The following is an 18,035-nucleotide window of genomic DNA, read 5'->3' on the forward strand; positions in this document are numbered from 1 at the left end:
CATGCCCTAAAGCGACTTGGCATCAGTCAAAAAAAAGACCTTAGAACACCCAAAAGCCTGTCCGATCAAAAGAGCGATATACCACAGTAAGCTTGATAACTTTAAACAACAAGGCTATCCCATCGTCTATATGGATGAAAGCGGCTTTGAGCACGAGACCATTCGCTCTCATGGTTATGCACCGATTGGTAAGCCTTGTATCGATAGCTACAACTGGCAAGGTAAAAAGCGAACCAACGTTATCGGTGCTCTGTATGAAAAGATGCTGTTTGCACTAGATTACTTTAAGCACAACATTAACAGCAGCATATTCTACGACTGGTGCAAACACAAGCTAATCCCAAGTCTTAAAACCAAATGCGTGATTGTGATGGATAACGCCAGATTTCATAAAAATAAACGCATTCAAAAGCTACTGAACAGGCATGGTCATCGTATTCTTTGGCTACCGCCGTACAGCCCTGATCTGAACCCTATCGAGAAAAAATGGGCTCAGGTAAAGTTTCTACGCCAAGGCTGGTTGGAAAATGACTTATCCAAGTTGTTTTATGATGTTTGTCCTAACCATAACAATTTTATTTTGAACTGACTGTATAACAATTGACTTTTTTAAAGGAGTTTTATGAAAATCGCAATAATATGTGTCTCTTACAATTCTTATCCAGATACTATAAAGATGGTTGAATCTATAAGACAAGCTCAACTAAAAATGCCTTCAATGGAGTGTTTGACAGTTTTAGTTTGCGATAATTCCACCCAAGGTAATTCCGATTTATTATTAAATACAATCTCAGAATATGATTTTAATTATCTAAAGTTAGAAAATATTGGTTATTTCCCTGCATTTTATCAGGGGTTAAAGTATTTAGAGAAAAATAATTTTAATGTTTTTAAAGATTTTGATTATGTTATAGTTTCTAATGTTGACCTTCAGCTTGATTCTAAGTTTTTTAATAACATGTATGGTTTGAATATAAATAAGGATGTTGGAGTGGTCGCACCTTCTATATTATCTAATTTAACTAAGGAGGATATTAATCCAAAAGTTATCGTAAGGCCCAAGAAATTAAAGATGAAGTTGTTACGTCTTGGATTTCAGAATTTATGGTTTTATAAATCTTATACATGGCTATCTGTTAAGAAAGCTGAGAAGCGCGGTAAGAATAAACATTTGCACCATACTTATAATCCTAATATCTCAATGTACGCAGCGCACGGATCTATTATGGTTTTTACGAAAGAATATTTTAAAAGACAAGCTTCCGTAAACTATCCAAGATTTTTATTTGGTGAAGAGGTTTTTGTTGCTGAGGAAGCTAAAAATAAAGGACTTACTACAATTTATAAACCAGAACTTGTAGTCTACGATAATGAGCATGGAGCTACTTCGCGTGAAGCAGATAGATTCATATCCAATGAACATGTAAAGTCTTATAACTATTTACTTGAGAATTATTATTAAAAAATAATGGGCATAACTATGACACAATTTTCTGGTAAGACATTACTTATCACTGGTGGCACCGGCTCATTCGGTAACGCTGTTTTAAAACGCTTTTTGGATACAGATATCGCAGAAATTCGTATTTTTAGCCGTGATGAAAAAAAGCAAGAAGATATGCGTATAGCATATGCCAATTCTAAGCTCAAGTTTTACATTGGCGATGTGAGGGATTACTACAGCTTACTTAGTGCGACCCGCGGGGTGGATTATATTTATCATGCTGCAGCACTTAAGCAAGTGCCATCATGTGAATTTCATCCGATGCAAGCGGTAAAGACCAATGTGCTTGGTACAGAAAACGTACTAGAAGCCGCTATTCAAAATAAAGTAAAACGTGTGGTTTGCTTAAGTACGGATAAAGCCGTTTATCCTATCAATGCCATGGGTATTTCCAAAGCAATGATGGAAAAAGTCATGGTGGCCAAATCGCGTAATTTAGAAGGTTTAGACACAGTTATTTGCGGTACGCGCTACGGTAATGTTATGGCATCTCGTGGTTCAGTAATCCCACTATTTGTCGATCAGATTCTAAACGGTAAGCCTTTAACTATTACTGATCCTAATATGACGCGTTTTATGATGACGTTAGAGGACGCGGTAGATTTAGTGTTATATGCTTTTGAGCACGGTGAGAATGGCGATATTTTTGTACAAAAAGCACCTGCTGCCACTATCGAAGTGCTAGCCAAAGCTTTAAAAGAGCTGATGAAGCTTGATGAGCATCCTATTGTCATTATGGGTACACGCCATGGTGAAAAAGCTTATGAAGCCCTTTTAAGCCGCGAGGAAATGGCCGTGGCTATCGATCAGGGATATTATTATCGAGTACCAGCAGACCAGCGTGACCTTAACTATGGCAAATATGTCGAAGAAGGTGATCTGCATATCACCGAAATTGAGGATTACAACTCCCATAATACAGAGCGATTAGATGTGGAAGGTATGAAGCAACTGCTCCTTAAGCTTGAGTTTGTCCGTGCTTTGACTGAAGGCAGACATATTGATCCGGAGGCGTAATTGTGAATATTTTAGTGACTGGGTCTAATGGATTTATTGCCAAAAACCTTATTCAATTTTTATCCGAACAAAGCAATGTTAATGTTTTGTGTTTTAACCGTCGCTCTAGTGAAAATGATTTAAAAGATGCGGTTATCGAAGCAGATTGGATCCTACATTTAGCGGGGGTGAATCGTCCATTGAATGAGCAAGAGTTTGTAGACGGTAATATTACTTTAACACAAAAGATTGCTGATCTTTTAAAAGAGCATAATAAAAAGACTCCGATCATCTTATCTTCATCTATTCAAGCAGAGCAAGACAATGCTTATGGTCAAAGTAAACTCGGCGGTGAGCAGGTATTAATTGATTTAAACAACAATCAAGGTAATCCAGTCTATATCTGTCGTTTGGCTAATGTATTTGGTAAATGGTCACGCCCTAACTATAATTCGGCGGTAGCGACCTTTTGCCATAATATCGCTAATGATTTACCCATTCAAATTAATAATCCTGATGCCATTATTCGTTTAGTTTATATAGATGATGTGGTAGAGATATTTTGGCAGATGATTGAAGGTCATTATTCACCAGAGCAATACTTTGTCATTGAGCCAGAATATAAAATTACGGTTGGGGATCTAGCGGATACTTTGCGAGAGTTTAAACAGTCGCGTGACACCTTGATAACACTGCCTGTAGGTACTGGTTTAACCCGTGCTCTATATTCTACTTATTTAAGTTTCTTACAGCCTAAGCAATTTGATTATACGGTAGCTAGGCATGGTGATGAGCGCGGTGTCTTTGTAGAGATGCTTAAAACACCGGATACTGGTCAGTTCTCCTATTTCACTGCGCATCCAGGCATAACTCGAGGTGGACATTATCATCATAGTAAGACTGAAAAGTTTTTAGTCATTAAAGGTAATGCGTTATTTAAATTTAAGCATATCATTACTGGCGAATATTATGATTTAACAACGAATGGCGATGAAGCACGAATTGTCGAAACCGTACCAGGTTGGATTCACGATATTACCAATATAGGTGAGGATGAACTGATCGTTATGCTGTGGGCGAACGAGATTTTTGACCGCGAAAAACCTGATACTTACGCCATGCCAATAACAGAATAAGAGTTGTATTATGAATAAGTTAAAGCTAATGACGGTCGTAGGGACACGTCCAGAGATTATTAGACTGTCTCGAGTCATGCAGGCATGTGATAAATATTTTGATCACATAATTGTCCATACGGGTCAAAACTATGACTATGAACTCAATGAAATATTTTTTACTGATTTAGGGATTCGTAAGCCTGATCACTTTTTAAATGCTGCAGGCGCAACGGGTGCTGAAACTATCGGTAACGTCATTATAGGCGTCGATAAGGTTCTAGAGGAAGTACAGCCAGAAGCTTTACTGGTACTCGGCGATACCAATAGCTGTATGGCTGTCATTCCTGCTAAACGCCGTAAAATCCCTACTTTCCATATGGAAGCGGGTAATCGCTGTTTTGATATGCGTGTACCAGAGGAGATTAACCGCCGTATCGTCGATCATACCGCAGATATTAATTTAACCTATAGTACTATTGCGCGTGACTATTTGCTTGCCGAGGGTTTACCTGCTGATCTGGTCATTAAAACAGGCAGTCCCATGTTTGAAGTTTTAAACCATTATAAAGCCAAAATTGAAGCGTCTGATATTTTAGAAACGTTAGGGCTTAAAGAACAGCAATACTTTATCGTTAGTGCTCATCGCGAAGAAAATATCAATTCTGATCAGAATTTTTTAGATTTAGTTGATATGCTAAATGCAGTGGCAGAGAAGTATCAGTTTCCAGTAATTGTTTCCACGCATCCCCGTACTCGTAACCGTATTGAAGAATTGAATATCAAGTTTCATCCACTTGTGCAGTTATTAAAGCCACTTGGATTTAGTGATTATAATAAGTTGCAGCTATCTGCTAAAGCTGCATTGTCAGACAGCGGTACGATTAACGAAGAATCTTCTATTTTAAACTTTCCAGCTTTAAATTTGCGTCAAGCACACGAACGTCCTGAAGGTATGGAAGAGGCAGCAGTAATGATGGTAGGGTTGACTGCTAAACGCATTTTACAGGGTTTAGATATTTTAGAGTCGCAGGCACGGGGTGACGAACGTTCATTGCGCTTGGTAGATGATTATAGTATGCCAAATGTCAGTGAGAAGGTAGTCAGGATTATTTTGAGTTATACTGATTATGTTAATCGTGTGGTTTGGAAGAAGTACTAATGAGTGCCAAAAATGAAAAGATAGCCATTATTAGTAGAAGCTTTTGGCCAGAGAATCCTGCTATTGGCGAAGCTTTATTGTTGTTAGCGGAATCACTTAGCAAAGATGCTAAACCTATTGTGATGACTCAAGTTAATAAAGGGTTTACTAAAAAGCTAAAGAACGCTGGACGTGGTAAAGATGTGAAGTTTTTGACTTTACCTGCTTTAACGGATTCCTCTAGCCCTATAGTATTAAGAATATCTGAATTGCTACTGTTCACAGGTTTTACTTTTACAAGTTTGGTTTATCACAGGCCTGATAAAGTCTATGTGGCTACAAACCCTCCGGTATTTACTCCTTTAGCCGTACGATGGTACTGTCAACTATTTGATAAGAAGTATGTATATCACTTACAAGATATTCATCCTGAAATAACGTCTATTGTTACGGGTAAAAACAATTTTTTAACGCGATTGTTAGAGCGTATTGATACTAAAACAATCACCAAAGCGTCTACTGTTATTACTTTAACTGAACAGATGCAGTCCTATATTACTAAAAGAACAGGTAAACAGTTAAATATTAAGTTGCTATCTAACCCTGCAGTGCAAGATTCGAATCAAGCACATAACACCAATCTTGAACGTATAAATGGATTTGTCTACTGTGGCAATGCAGGTAGATTACAACGTATACCATTATTGCTTGACTCTATTAAACGTTATATTCAAGAGGGGGGTAAACTACCTTTCGTATTCGCTGGCGGCGGTGTTTACAGCGATGTTATTCAAGAGTTAGCGGCTCAGTATCAAAATGTAAGTTATCTAGGCGTACTGCCTGCTCATGAGGCTTCTAATTTATTGCATCAATACAGTTTTGGCCTGATGCCTATTGAGGATGAAGTCACAAAGTATGCTTTTCCAAGTAAATCTTCGTCATATATATTCTCAGGTTGTCAGGTGATAGCTGTTTGTGGAAAAGATACTAGTGTTGCTGAATGGGTGTTAACTAATAATCTTGGTTATATCGCTGAACCGCATATTGAGTCTTTAGTTGATTTGTTTCATAAACTCGAAAAAAGCTCACCATCTGAACTTAATATCACTGCTGAACTACTTAAAGAGCTTACCCCTCAATCTCATGCTGACTCTTTGAAAATTATCATGATGCAAGGAGAATAACATTTAATAGTAATGACATTAAGTGTTATAAAACAAAAATAGGATCGCATTAAAAATGATAAAACGCCTTTTCGATATCACCGCTGCAACTACAGCCTTAGTTGCTTTATCTCCGGTATATGCCATCACTGCTTATAAAGTCAAAAAGAACTTAGGTTCGCCAGTGCTATTTCGTCAAACACGCCCGGGTCTAGACGGCAAGCCGTTTGAGATGATTAAGTTTCGTACCATGAAAGATGCCATAGATAGTGCTGGCAATCCTTTGCCTGATAGCGAGCGCTTGACCGATTTTGGTAAAGCACTACGTAATAGTAGTTTGGATGAGCTGCCTGAGCTGTGGAATGTTGTCAAAGGTGATATGAGTTTAGTCGGACCACGCCCATTATTGATGGAGTACCTACCGCTGTATAGTAAAGAACAAACACGTCGTCATAATGTACGCCCTGGTATTACCGGTCACGCGCAAGTGAATGGTCGTAACGCTATTGGTTGGGATAAAAAATTTGAGCTCGATACATGGTATATAGATAATCAGTCATTATGGTTAGATATAAAGATATTACTTAAGACAGTAAAAAAAGTAGTTATCAAAGATGGTATTAGTGAGGAAGGTGAGGCAACCATGAGCAAGTTCAGTGGAAACAAAAAGGAATATTCATGAATATATTAATCACCTCCGCAGGTCAAAGAGTATCATTAGTTAAATCATTCAAAAAAGAATTAACTTTCTTTTTTGAAGATAGTAAAGTTTTTACTGCTGATTTAAATCCACAGTTATCTCCTGCATGTCATATCTCTGATCGTTCTTTTAAGGTTCCTAAAGTTACGGATGATGAGTATATACATTACTTACTAAAAATTTGTTTAGATAACGATGTAAAGTTGATTATTCCTACTATTGATACAGAGCTAAAGACTCTTAGCTTAAATATTGAACATTTTAAAAAATATAATATTGAAATAATAGTGAGTGACTACTCACTTGTAGAAATATGCCGCGATAAAAGAAAAGTAAATAAATTATTTGTCGAACACAATATAGAGATTCCAGAGCAATTTAATGTCGATAATTTAGTTTTTCCAGTATTTGTTAAACCATGTGATGGAAGCAGAAGTGAAGGTATATTTCTTGCTTCTACAAGTAAAGATATAAAAGATGAACATATAAACAATAAGAAGCTTATGTTCATGGAGTATATTTCTAACGAAGATTATGATGAGTTTACAGTAGATTGTTATTATGACAAACATTCTGATTTAAAATGTGTCGTGCCACGCCAACGAATTGCTGTTAGAGCAGGTGAAGTTAGTAAAGGTGTAACTAAGAATAATTTTATTGTAAGTGAATTTCAAAAACATCTTTCTAAGTTAGAAGGAGCTAAAGGTTGCTTAACTATTCAAGTATTTTTACATAAAAAACTAAATAGGATTAAGGGAATTGAAATTAATCCTAGGTTTGGTGGTGGTTATCCATTGACTTATTTGTCAGGAGCTAATTATACAAGATGGTTAATAGAAGAATATATGTTAAATAAGCGTATTGAGAAATTCAATGGCTGGCAAGATAACTTACTAATGTTACGTTATGATGCAGAAGTTCTGGTAGAAGATTATAATGAATAAAGTTCTAGTTTTAGACTTAGATGATACTCTCTATTCTGAATTAAATTATCTGAAATCTGCATATCACAGCATAGCCAGTGAGTTGTCAGATAATAATAATCAATTATATGAATTAATGTTAAGTAAGTATATTAATTCCGAAGATGTATTCAGTTTTCTTGTCACCGAATATAATGTTGAGCTGCAATACTTGCTAGATTTGTATAGATATCATATCCCTAATATTCAATTGTATCCTAATGTGGACAAAGTCTTAAACTATTTCTCAGAGAACGGTGAAATAGCTATTGTCACTGATGGTCGCTCTAAGACTCAGAGAAATAAACTCAGGGCTTTAGGCTTAACGCATATATTGACAACTATAGTGATATCAGAAGAGCTAAAAACGGAAAAACCTTGCAGAGCAAATTTTGAAAAAGTTGTTTCAGAAACTATAGGTAACAAGTATATATATATTGGTGACAACTTAAAAAAAGATTTTATCACTCCAAAAGAGATGGGATGGACAACAATATGCTTAAAAGATCAAGGTAATAACATACATAAGCAGAATTTCGAACTCCCTTATGAATATCAGCCTGATTATTGTTTTGAATCATGGTTGGAAATACAATACTTTTTAAATATCCCATAAAGACGAATTTATTATGCTAAATACAAAGTTTTCACCTTGGCCAAGCTTTACTCAAAAAGAGGCTGATGCGGTCAGTCAAGTATTATTATCCAACAAGGTAAATTACTGGACAGGGCAAGAGTGTCGTCAGTTTGAGACTGAGTTTGCTAAATGGGCTGGTAGCAAATATGCCATTGCAATGGGTAATGGTACTTTAGCATTAGACGTTGCCTTACAAGCGTTAGATATCGGCGCAGGCGATGAAGTAATCGTCACGCCGCGTACCTTTATTGCGAGTATCTCATCAGTGGTTAATGCGGGAGCAACCCCTGTTTTTGCTGATGTCGATGAGGCAACCGGTAACATCACACCTGAGTCAATCGCGGCGGTATTGACGGCTAAAACCAAAGCTATCGTCTGTGTGCATTTGGCAGGGTGGCCTTGTGATATGGATGGCATCATGGCACTAGCAGATAAGCACAATCTATATGTGATAGAGGATTGTGCGCAGGCGCACGGTGCGCGTTATAAGGGTCGTAGCGTTGGTAGTATCGGGCATATTGGTGCGTGGAGCTTTTGCCAAGATAAAGTGATGACGACAGGCGGTGAGGGCGGTATGGTCACCACCAATGATGAGCAGTTATGGCGCAAGATGTGGGCTTATAAAGACCATGGCAAAAGCTACGCGGCGGTTTACGAGACCGAGCATCCACCAGGCTATCGCTGGCTACATGAGAGCTTTGGTACCAATTGGCGCATGACTGAAATGCAAGCAGTGATTGGTCGTATTCAATTAACGAGAATGCCTGAGTGGACCGCCAAACGTACGGCTAATGCTCAAGCTATCTTAGATACCTGTGCACAATGGGAAGCCAAAGGCTATCTGTCTGTACCAAGATTAGAGGAATCAGCGCAGTTTGCAGATTCGACCCATGCCTATTATAAGCTCTACGTCTATGTGCAGTCAGATAACCTACCTAAAGAGTGGTCACGAGATCGTATTATTCAAGAGATCAATGACTTAGGGGTTCCTTGTTTTTCAGGATCCGCCTCGGAAGTATATCTCGAAAAAGCATTTGATAATACAGGTTTACGTCCTGAAAGCAGATTGCCAGTCGCCAAGCAGCTTGGCGAAACCAGCTTGATGTTTCTCGTGCATCCAACGTTAACGGAAGACGAGATTAAGCAAACCGTACAAGCAATTGATAGCGTATGTGCGAATATACATAACCAATAAGATATCAGTTGTTGAGTTAAGTTAAATTTAGTTACGTTAATGCAAATTGCCGTTTGACTGATAGCATTTATAAACCATTAGCTTTTATAATAAACCCCTTTTAACCAAAGAGTATTTGATCATGTACAAGAAGCTAAGTATTTTATTGGGTTTTGGTGTCTTATCATCAGTGTCAATGCTGGCATCTGCACAAAACCTGTATATGAACGATCTAAAGCTTAAGGCAGATCTTGACTGGCTGAATACTCAAGGGGTCGCGCAGATTAGCACCAGTACGTGGCCACTGACAGCTAATGAGATCAAGCGCGCTTTACATACGGCTAATGCCCAGACGCCAGCGCAGCAGCAGATCCTGCAGTCGGTACAAACGCGATTGAATCAAAACCGCGACTCAGTGGTAAAAGGGTCGGCCGCACTGCATATACAAACCGATAGAGATCAGCTACCACAAAAATTTGCTGATGATAAGCTGGCGGGTCAACAAGCAAGCGTTGGCGTGTCACTTAGCGAAGCAGAGTGGGAATTTAATCTACAAGCTAATGTAAAAAATGACAAACTTATTGAAGATGGCTCAGATGTTAGCTTTGAAGGATCATATCTTGCTGGCACTGCTGCTAATCAGTGGTTAATAGCAGGTAAAATCCCTACTTGGTGGGGACCTGGTCATGATGGTAGCCTTATTCGAGGCGATGCAAGCTTACCAGTGACAGGCTTTACGATGCAGCGTGACCAACAAGCTGCACCGACATCACAATATTTATCGTGGGTCGGACCTTGGCAATATCAGCTATTTGCCGGTCAGTTTGAAGATTATGAAGCAATTCCTGATGCTAAGCTGTTTGGCGCAAGGCTGACGGCTAGTCCTTGGGAATGGTTAGAAGTCGGGGCTTCTCGTACCTTTATGTGGGGCGGTGAAGGTCGTCCAGAGAGTTTTGGCTCCTTTACTGATGCTCTTTTAGGAACCAAAGATAATGGTGGGAACGAGCGAGGCGATCCTGCTAATCAGTTGGGCGGTTTCGATGCACGCTTAAGTTTAGCGCCATTAGTGAATGTACCTGCAGGTGTTTATGCACAGTACGTGGGTGAAGATGAAGCAGGGGGTTTGCCAGCGAAAAACATGTATTTAGCCGGTGTTGATTATGCGTCTGCTGCTTATGGTAAACCGTACCAGCTGTATGCAGAGTATACTGATACTCGAACTAGTGGTGAGGTACGTGGTATCTCTTATGATCATAGTATTTATACCGACGGCTATTATCAGCAAGGCTTCCCATTAGGCTATGCACTAGGCGGTGATGCGGAAAGTATCGCACTTGGTGGTCGCTTATGGCTCGATAACCGTAATTTTATTAATGCAAAAGTACAACATGCCAAGGTGAATCAAGCGGATGAAGCTATTAATCAAGCGTTTCCAACGACTGATAAGTTGACTGCTATAGATGTGGCTTGGGAGCATCAGTACAATCCAAAGACGCTGATATCTAGTAGACTGTGGGCAGTCGACTCTGATATCCAGTCCACTGATGTTGGGGTAGGCGTAGGTATAGAATTTCATACTTATTAAATGACTGTTTAATCAGTTTAAGGAAGTTTTCGAACATAAAAAGTCGGTCTATTATAATTAATAGGCCGATTTTTTATAGTGAGTTTACTGTTTTTAAAGTCTTTACTGTCAATAGGGTGCTAGGATTTCTTAGCTCAGACAGGTACAATATCAGTCTCAATCAACGGTCAAAAAGAATTGACCGAGCATAAGACAGGCATGCAAAGATAATGCAGGCGCTGTCTTTACTTTTTATCGCACCCTATTTTTTATCGCACCCTTTATTGGAGTTACTATGTCAATTGCGTCTATTACGTCAACTGCCCAAGGATCTGCTACCGTTTTGGACGGTAAAGCACTTGCTAAACAAATAGAACAGCAGCTGAGTACGCGTGTAGACGCTATTAAAGCGAAAACAGGCCGTACTCCAAGCCTCGCGACGATATTGGTCGGTGACGATCTTGCTTCTGCGACTTATGTGCGTATGAAGGGCAATGCTTGTAAACGTGTCGGCATGGATTCTATTCGGGTTGAGATGCCAAGTGCGACGACGACTGCAGAGCTGATGGCGAAAATAGATGAGCTTAATAACAATCCAGACGTGCATGGTATTTTGCTGCAGCACCCAGTACCGGCTCATATCGATGAGCGTGCTTGCTTTGAGCAGATTGATTTGGCAAAAGACGTCGATGGTGTGACCTGTCTTGGCTTTGGTCGTATGGCGATGCAGCAGTCCGCTTATGGCTCATGCACCCCGCAAGGTATCATGCATTTACTAGAGCACAATAATATTGAGCTTGCAAGCAAAGAGGCAGTGGTCGTCGGTCGTAGTGCTATCTTAGGTAAACCAATGGCGATGATGCTATTAAATGCCAACTGTACGGTAACGATTTGCCATTCAAGAACGCAAGATTTGGAATCGCATATTAAGCGTGCTGATATCGTCGTTGGGGCAGTGGGTGTACCTGAACTGATTAAAGCGGAATGGATTAAAGAAGGCGCGGTGGTGATCGATGCAGGTTTCCATCCAACGGATAATGGCGGCGTTGGTGATATCGAGCTGCAAGGTATAGAAAATATCGCTAGCGCTTATACACCAGTTCCAGGTGGCGTTGGCCCTATGACCATTAATACCCTTATTCGCCAAACCGTTGATGCGGCCGAAAAATCTGCTGGTTTAGACAACAGTGCAGTCAGCTAATGAAGACGCTGTCAGAGCAAAAACCAGAACAGCAATCTGAACAGCTATCGACAGAGAAAAATAATAAAGCCTATCAAAGCAATAATATCGATGTAGCAAAGTCACATATGGGTATCCATGAGCGCATGCAGCATATCGGTCGTGAGTTTGTCGATATCTGCCACTATATTATTTTATTTTTAATCAGTGTGGTGGTGGTTTGGACGGCTGGCAAAGAGTTCCTTTCTATTGTGCAAAAAGGCTCAGCAGATTTAAAAGATATTTTATTGCTGTTCATTTATCTTGAGCTGCTCGCTATGATTGGGATTTACTTTAAAACGCATCGTTTGCCGGTGCAGTTTTTGATATTTATTGCGATTACCGCTTTATCACGCCATTTGGTGGTCGATGTGCAGGCGGTATCGGATAACTTTCATCTGTGGCTATTGGCAACGATTTCATTTGCCATTATGGTACTGAGTGCGTCAATTGTGATATTAACGTGGACGGCGAAGATGTTTGGGCGACCAGAAGATTATTTGGATGACCATCAAATAAGTAGTACCGAGCATCATCTGCCAAGCGTTGATAGTAAGCCTTATCGTAAATAAGGTCTTTTCAAAAAACATCATTGTTGAATGGCTTTCAATAAATTGCTTCGAATAAATGGTTTTTAATAAAAAAGGGTTGCCAATTAAATGGCAGCCCTTTTTTTATCTGAAATTCTCTTAAATTACAGCCAGCCCAATCGTTTAAAGTTAAGGTATAAAAAGCTACAGAGCGAGAAGATAACGGCCATGATAACAAGGTAAGAGTACTCCCAATGTAGCTCTGGCATAAAGTCAAAGTTCATGCCATAGATGCCAGCAATTGCTGTCGGTACGGCCAAAATACCAGCCCAAGCCGCAAGTTTACGTACTACCTCGTTCTGTCCCATATTAACCATGGCAAGGTAAGTGTTCATCACCACGCTAAGCATTTCATTTAAGCCATTAATCGCATCTAAAGAATGTAGTAAATGGTCATTGACGTCACGAAAATAAGGCTTCGCAGCATGAGAAAATGGCGATATTAAATCGCTTTTATTGTGATTAATAAAGAAACTACAGATATCTTGCACGGGTAAAATTACCGCACGCATATGCACCAGCTGCGATTTTAATTCATAAAGATTTCTAAGCGTTTCTTTATTAAACTCATAGGTGAAGATATTGCGTTCTTGCTCACGCAGATAACTGCCTAAGCGATCGGTAATCGGCATATAGTTATCGACGATAAAATCGAGAATGGCATGTAGGACAAAAATAGGACCCATGCGCAGCTTTTCTGGGCGGCGATGGCAGTGCTCGCGCACCGGCGCATAAGAGTTCGACGGCCCATTTCGAATGGTAATCAGATAGTTTTTGCCCATGAATATCGCCGTGGTGCCGTAGCGAATGACGTTGTCTTCGAGTTTGGCGGTACGCAGCACCACAAATATCATGTCATTGTCGTAGTTTTCAACCTTGGCGCGCTGATGATCAGCAAAGGCATCTTCAATCGCCAACTCGTGCAGCTCAAAGGCATCTCTCACTTTTACCATGGTTTCTAAACTTGGGTCATAAAGACCGAGCCAGATAAATTGCCCGCTATTACTTAAAGCACGGCTGACATCGTTTAGGCCAATTTTATTGACTTTTTCGCCGGTTTTACGCGAGTAGGCGTAGCAATTGACCACTTCGTCATCGCTCGATAAATCGATATCTTCATAGCGCTCAGAGTCGGGGTCATAGACGGTCATCGTCTCAATCGTATCCTCGACCGTCGCATCGGCATCGCCATAAATATAGCTGTCGTAGCTGGCATAATTGTCTAGATAAGAGCGCTCATCGCCTATGCTGGGGTCGATAAGGCTGACATTAGAGTCAGGTGTGATACGCGTTGTCGGTTTGACAATCAGGTCATCATCTTGGTTCATACCTTCTCCTTTAGTCGGTGGCTAATATTAAATAAATGTTAAATAAACGTGAAATAAAATAGATTGTTACATAGGCCTAAAACATCTTTTGCCTATTAATTTATGTCCCTCACCTTTTTGTATATTGCTTCTTCGCAAACTACAATGCATAGCGTTTTAGCGTGTCGATATCCACCAAGCTTAATAAGCTTTCGTGACAAGCTTCGAGCTTTATTTGCGGCGCAATATTAAAGTCTAGTGCTTCAACCCAGCGTAGTGCGCAGATACACCAGTAATCACCAGGTTGCAGGCCAGCAAACCCATACTCAGGCAGCGGCGTAATCAAGTCATTACCGCGACTGGCAGAAAAGTTTAAAAATTCGCTGGTCATCTTCGCGCATACAGTATGCTGACCGACGTCATGGTTGCCGGTATGACAAAAGCCATTGCGATAATAGCCAGTAATAGGGTCAAAACAACAGCTGGCGAGTGCAGTACCAAGAACGTTGGTTTGGTTAATGGCAGGGTTTGGGTGGTAATCAGATGACATAAGGCTTTCCGAGATAAAAATATGCTTTAGTGTAACATGAGTCTAGCGATAAGGCGTTATCAAGCAACAGATGATAAACGCTTTACAAGGTTTAAGTACGGTTTATAAGACAGGCTGTTTCTTTGTTAAAGAATAAGTTTAGGAGACAATGAGTTCATTACATCATCCGTTCGCAAAATAATTAGATGGCAATTGGGTTCAATTGTCACTAGGCGAAGCTTGGCTGCTATGCTAAACTAAAGCATAAAGTGCCTTGATTATTTATCATAGTTTTCTATCGCATAAATTTTAGCGCATAAAGATACTCGTCTTATCATCCTAAATTATACTTATTACTCACCCTTTTGCGGTCACCTAGTTTGCTTATAGATAATTGGGTCGGTGATGTTGCGCGTCAAAAATACAAAACGCCTTATATCACTGCCATTATAAATACGACCTTTTAGTACCGCATCAGTACCGCGTTTTTGGTAAGCGCTACGCCAAACAAGGATTCATTGTGTCTGTCAGTTCTGATTTTGCAAAACCTGCCCAGTCAAATACGACGAAACCAGCGGCGACTCAGCCTGCTGATAACCGTGCTGCCGCTAATGGTCTGCCATATCTCAACAACTTTGCCAGTGACGTTGCCAATAACAGCTGGCTGCTGCCTGATGGGGTCGTCGATGTGCTGTTTGAAGATGCCCATAAGCAAGAAGTACTGAGGCATCAATTGATCCAGCAGCTTATTAGTCATGGCTATGAGTTGGTCAATCCGCCAATGATTGAGTTTACCGAATCATTATTGAGTGAAGCTTCAGAAGACTTAAAGCGCCAAACCTTTAAGATTATCGATCAGCTGACTGGTCGTTTGATGGGCGTGCGCGCCGATATTACGCCACAGATTTTGCGTATTGATGCCCATCACGGCGGTCAAGGGATTGCGCGTTATTGCTATGCAGGGGATGTCATTCATACGTTGCCTTCAGGATTGTTTGGCTCACGTACACCGCTACAACTCGGTGCGGAGATATTTGGTTGCGGCGAGCTTGCAGCTGATATTGAGCTGATAGATGTGCTGTTTAGTATGGTCAATAGCTTAGATATGAGCGCAGCGCTACATATTGACTTGGGTCATGTGGCGATATTTAAGCGTTTGGCGGCCTTGGCTGAGTTGTCGGATAATGACACTGAGCAGTTGATGCACCTTTATGCCAATAAAAATTTACCAGAGCTAAAACGTGTCTGTCAGTTACTGACAATGGGTAATGATTTTTACGCATTGGCGCGCTTTGGTCATGATATGGCAAAGTTATTAGGAACGCTGTCAGATACTGCCAAGCAAGATACGCACATCGTGACGGCTGTTGATGAGCTACAACGTCTAAAAGCCCATTTAGAAACGCAGTGGCAGACGCCAGTCAGTATCGATGTGACCGAACTGTCGGGCTATCATTATCATACCGGTATTATCTTTAACGGCTATATCAATAGTGAAACCCAGCCGCTGGTGCGTGGTGGGCGCTTTGATGGTATGCAAAGTGTTGGTCAATTAAGCGTAAAGCAGCCACGTCAAGCGACAGGCTTTAGTATGGATGTCAGCCGTTTGTTGGCGCATACGCAGCTTGAGTCACCGATTATTGTACTGGTTGATTATCAAGCGTTACAGCAGGCTGATACTGATAAAACGCAAATGCAAATACTATTGCAACAGGTCACAAGCTTACGTCAGCAAGGTTACCGCGTCACGATGCCATTAACGGCTGATGACCGTCCAGCAGCGCTGACGCACCGTTTAAACTTTGTAGATAATGAGTGGCGGCTAGAAGCGGTTTAAATTTAAAAAAACCGTTACGCTCACAATCAGTTTGAATAAGGCTTATTTATTGAAGCTTATTTATTAAATTTTGAAAAACAGACAGTGAATAACATATCATTTCTTAGTACTAATTAAGTTTTGCTAGGTTGTTTTAAAATTATTGTTGCACACACCTCAATACATAAAGGTAAGGATTAATCATGGGTAAGAATGTCGTAGTTTTGGGTAGCCAATGGGGCGATGAAGGTAAAGGTAAAATCGTTGATTTACTGACCGAAAAAGCCTCAGCCGTTGCACGTTTCCAAGGCGGGCATAATGCCGGTCACACCTTAGTTGTCGATGGCAAAACCACCATCCTACATCTGATTCCTTCAGGTATCTTGCGTGAAGGCGTGACTTGCTTCATCGGTAATGGCGTGGTGCTAGCGCCTGACGCTCTATTAAAAGAGATGAAAGAGCTAGAAGACAAGAACGTGCCAGTGCGTGAGCGCCTACGTATTTCACCGAATTGTCCATTGATTATGCCTTATCACGTCGCGCTTGATCAAGCACGCGAAGCTAAGCGCGGCACGGGTAAAATCGGTACCACAGGTCGCGGTATTGGCCCAGCTTATGAAGATAAAGTAGCACGCCGTGCGATTAAGCTTGCTGACTTATTCCGTGATGACTTAGAAGAGAAACTACGCAATCTAATCGAATATCATAACTTCCAACTGACTCAGTATTATAAAGTTGATGCCATTGATTTTGATGAAACCTTTAAGCTTTGCCAAGAGTGGCGCGAGGAAATCAAAGGCATGGTTACTGATGTCACCGAAGACCTCAATCAATTACGTCTTGCTGGCAAGAACCTAATGTTTGAAGGTGCCCAAGGGACGTTACTTGATATCGACCACGGTACTTATCCGTTTGTGACCAGCTCAAGCGTCACTGCGGGCGGCGTATCGACTGGTACAGGTATCGGTCCATTATATTTAGACTATGTATTGGGTATCACTAAAGCGTACACCACACGTGTTGGTAGTGGTCCGTTCCCAACTGAATTGTTTGATGATGTTGGTGCGCATTTGGCCAAAGTGGGTCATGAGTTTGGTGCAACCACTGGTCGCGCGCGTCGCTGTGGTTGGTTCGATGCTGAAGCCCTACGCCGTGCTGTGGTACTAAACTCTATGTCGGGTATCTGCTTGACCAAACTTGACGTATTAGACGGTCTAGAAGAGCTATTAATCGGTGTCGGTTATAACTTACCTGAGACTGAGTGTGCAGGCGCGCATGATGCTGAATTCTATGAGTCAGTTACGCCTAAGTACGAAACACTACAAGGCTGGAGCGAGTCAACCGTTGGTATCACAAGCTATGATGACCTACCAGAAAACGCCAAGATTTACATCAAACGTATCGAAGAATTGATTGGTTGTCCAGTTGATATCATCTCAACTGGCCCTGACCGTGAAGAAACGATTGTATTACGCGATCCGTATGATGCTTAATTAGTAAAACAGCTATTTATTAATGATAACCTCCATTGTTTAAACGCAGTGGAGGTTTTTTTATGAGAGTTTTTTAAGAATATCTATAAAATGCTTACTGTTACTATAGTCAATCCAAAATAAAA

General features: G+C 40.6%; 17 protein-coding genes. 15 read left to right on the plus strand and 2 right to left on the minus strand.

Going from position 1 to position 18,035, the window contains the following annotated elements:
- The first annotated feature begins 16 nt into the window (after positions 1–16).
- The 13 genes from B2866_RS11520 (at position 17) to B2866_RS11580 (ending at position 12,747) form a co-directional block, all read left to right on the plus strand.
- Positions 17–589 (plus strand): IS630 family transposase, encoded by a 573-nt coding sequence (locus tag B2866_RS11520; protein ID WP_201574559.1) that lies wholly within the window; start codon positions 17–19, stop codon positions 587–589.
- Between the two features lie 33 nt (positions 590–622).
- Positions 623–1,462 carry a glycosyltransferase family 2 protein gene (locus B2866_RS11525; protein ID WP_296194372.1) on the plus strand — a complete coding sequence of 280 codons (840 nt, stop codon included), beginning with the start codon at positions 623–625 and terminating at the stop codon, positions 1,460–1,462.
- A gap of 18 nt (positions 1,463–1,480) precedes the next feature.
- The gene (locus B2866_RS11530; protein ID WP_296194375.1) at positions 1,481–2,521 is read left to right on the plus strand and encodes a polysaccharide biosynthesis protein; all 1,041 of its coding nucleotides are present in this window, start codon (positions 1,481–1,483) and stop codon (positions 2,519–2,521) included.
- Between the two features lie 2 nt (positions 2,522–2,523).
- The gene (gene wbjC, locus B2866_RS11535; RefSeq protein WP_296194376.1) at positions 2,524–3,636 is read left to right on the plus strand and encodes a UDP-2-acetamido-2,6-beta-L-arabino-hexul-4-ose reductase; all 1,113 of its coding nucleotides are present in this window, start codon (positions 2,524–2,526) and stop codon (positions 3,634–3,636) included.
- Positions 3,637–3,646: 10 nt separating this feature from the next.
- Entirely contained in the window at positions 3,647–4,777 is a 1,131-nt protein-coding gene (wecB, locus tag B2866_RS11540) for a non-hydrolyzing UDP-N-acetylglucosamine 2-epimerase (RefSeq protein WP_296194378.1), read from the plus strand.
- On the plus strand, positions 4,777–5,940 hold the full coding sequence (locus B2866_RS11545) for a hypothetical protein (RefSeq protein ID WP_296194380.1): 1,164 nt from the start codon (positions 4,777–4,779) through the stop codon (positions 5,938–5,940). Before wecB ends, B2866_RS11545 begins: the two co-directional genes overlap by 1 nt.
- A 55-nt stretch (positions 5,941–5,995) precedes the next feature.
- Entirely contained in the window at positions 5,996–6,601 is a 606-nt protein-coding gene (locus B2866_RS11550) for a sugar transferase (protein WP_296194382.1), read from the plus strand.
- Positions 6,598–7,563, plus strand: a complete 966-nt coding sequence (locus B2866_RS11555) for an ATP-grasp domain-containing protein (protein WP_296194384.1) — start codon at positions 6,598–6,600, stop codon at positions 7,561–7,563. The genes B2866_RS11550 and B2866_RS11555 overlap by 4 nt, the downstream gene beginning before the upstream one ends.
- Positions 7,556–8,197 carry an HAD family hydrolase gene (locus B2866_RS11560; protein ID WP_296194386.1) on the plus strand — a complete coding sequence of 214 codons (642 nt, stop codon included), beginning with the start codon at positions 7,556–7,558 and terminating at the stop codon, positions 8,195–8,197. The genes B2866_RS11555 and B2866_RS11560 overlap by 8 nt, the downstream gene beginning before the upstream one ends.
- A 13-nt stretch (positions 8,198–8,210) precedes the next feature.
- Positions 8,211–9,413 (plus strand): DegT/DnrJ/EryC1/StrS family aminotransferase, encoded by a 1,203-nt coding sequence (locus tag B2866_RS11565; protein ID WP_296194388.1) that lies wholly within the window; start codon positions 8,211–8,213, stop codon positions 9,411–9,413.
- 121 nt (positions 9,414–9,534) lie between these two features.
- Entirely contained in the window at positions 9,535–10,977 is a 1,443-nt protein-coding gene (locus tag B2866_RS11570) for a capsule assembly Wzi family protein (RefSeq protein WP_296194391.1), read from the plus strand.
- A gap of 274 nt (positions 10,978–11,251) precedes the next feature.
- Positions 11,252–12,157, plus strand: a complete 906-nt coding sequence (gene folD / locus B2866_RS11575; RefSeq protein ID WP_296194394.1) for a bifunctional methylenetetrahydrofolate dehydrogenase/methenyltetrahydrofolate cyclohydrolase FolD — start codon at positions 11,252–11,254, stop codon at positions 12,155–12,157.
- 107 nt (positions 12,158–12,264) lie between these two features.
- Positions 12,265–12,747, plus strand: a complete 483-nt coding sequence (locus tag B2866_RS11580; RefSeq protein ID WP_369811320.1) for a phosphate-starvation-inducible protein PsiE — start codon at positions 12,265–12,267, stop codon at positions 12,745–12,747.
- A 122-nt stretch (positions 12,748–12,869) separates the two neighbouring features.
- On the opposite strand, the gene corA is transcribed toward B2866_RS11580, so the two are convergent.
- Complete coding sequence (gene corA / locus B2866_RS11585; protein WP_296194399.1) at positions 12,870–14,093, minus strand: magnesium/cobalt transporter CorA; 1,224 nt, start codon at positions 14,091–14,093, stop codon at positions 12,870–12,872.
- Between the two features lie 139 nt (positions 14,094–14,232).
- Positions 14,233–14,622: a DUF2237 family protein gene (locus B2866_RS11590; RefSeq protein WP_296194402.1), complete on the minus strand. Its 390-nt coding sequence runs from the start codon at positions 14,620–14,622 to the stop codon at positions 14,233–14,235.
- A 499-nt stretch (positions 14,623–15,121) separates the two neighbouring features.
- Between B2866_RS11590 and B2866_RS11595 the strand changes: the two genes are divergently transcribed.
- Both B2866_RS11595 and B2866_RS11600 read left to right on the plus strand, forming a co-directional pair.
- Positions 15,122–16,438, plus strand: coding sequence for an ATP phosphoribosyltransferase regulatory subunit (locus tag B2866_RS11595; RefSeq protein WP_296194405.1), 1,317 nt, complete (start codon positions 15,122–15,124; stop codon positions 16,436–16,438).
- 182 nt (positions 16,439–16,620) lie between these two features.
- A complete protein-coding gene (locus tag B2866_RS11600; protein ID WP_296194407.1) occupies positions 16,621–17,910 on the plus strand; it encodes an adenylosuccinate synthase in 1,290 nt (429 codons plus the stop codon).
- Positions 17,911–18,035 lie beyond the last annotated feature (125 nt).

It is taken from the genome of Psychrobacter sp. UBA3483, assembly GCF_002377905.1.
Lineage (GTDB): Bacteria > Pseudomonadota > Gammaproteobacteria > Pseudomonadales > Moraxellaceae > Psychrobacter.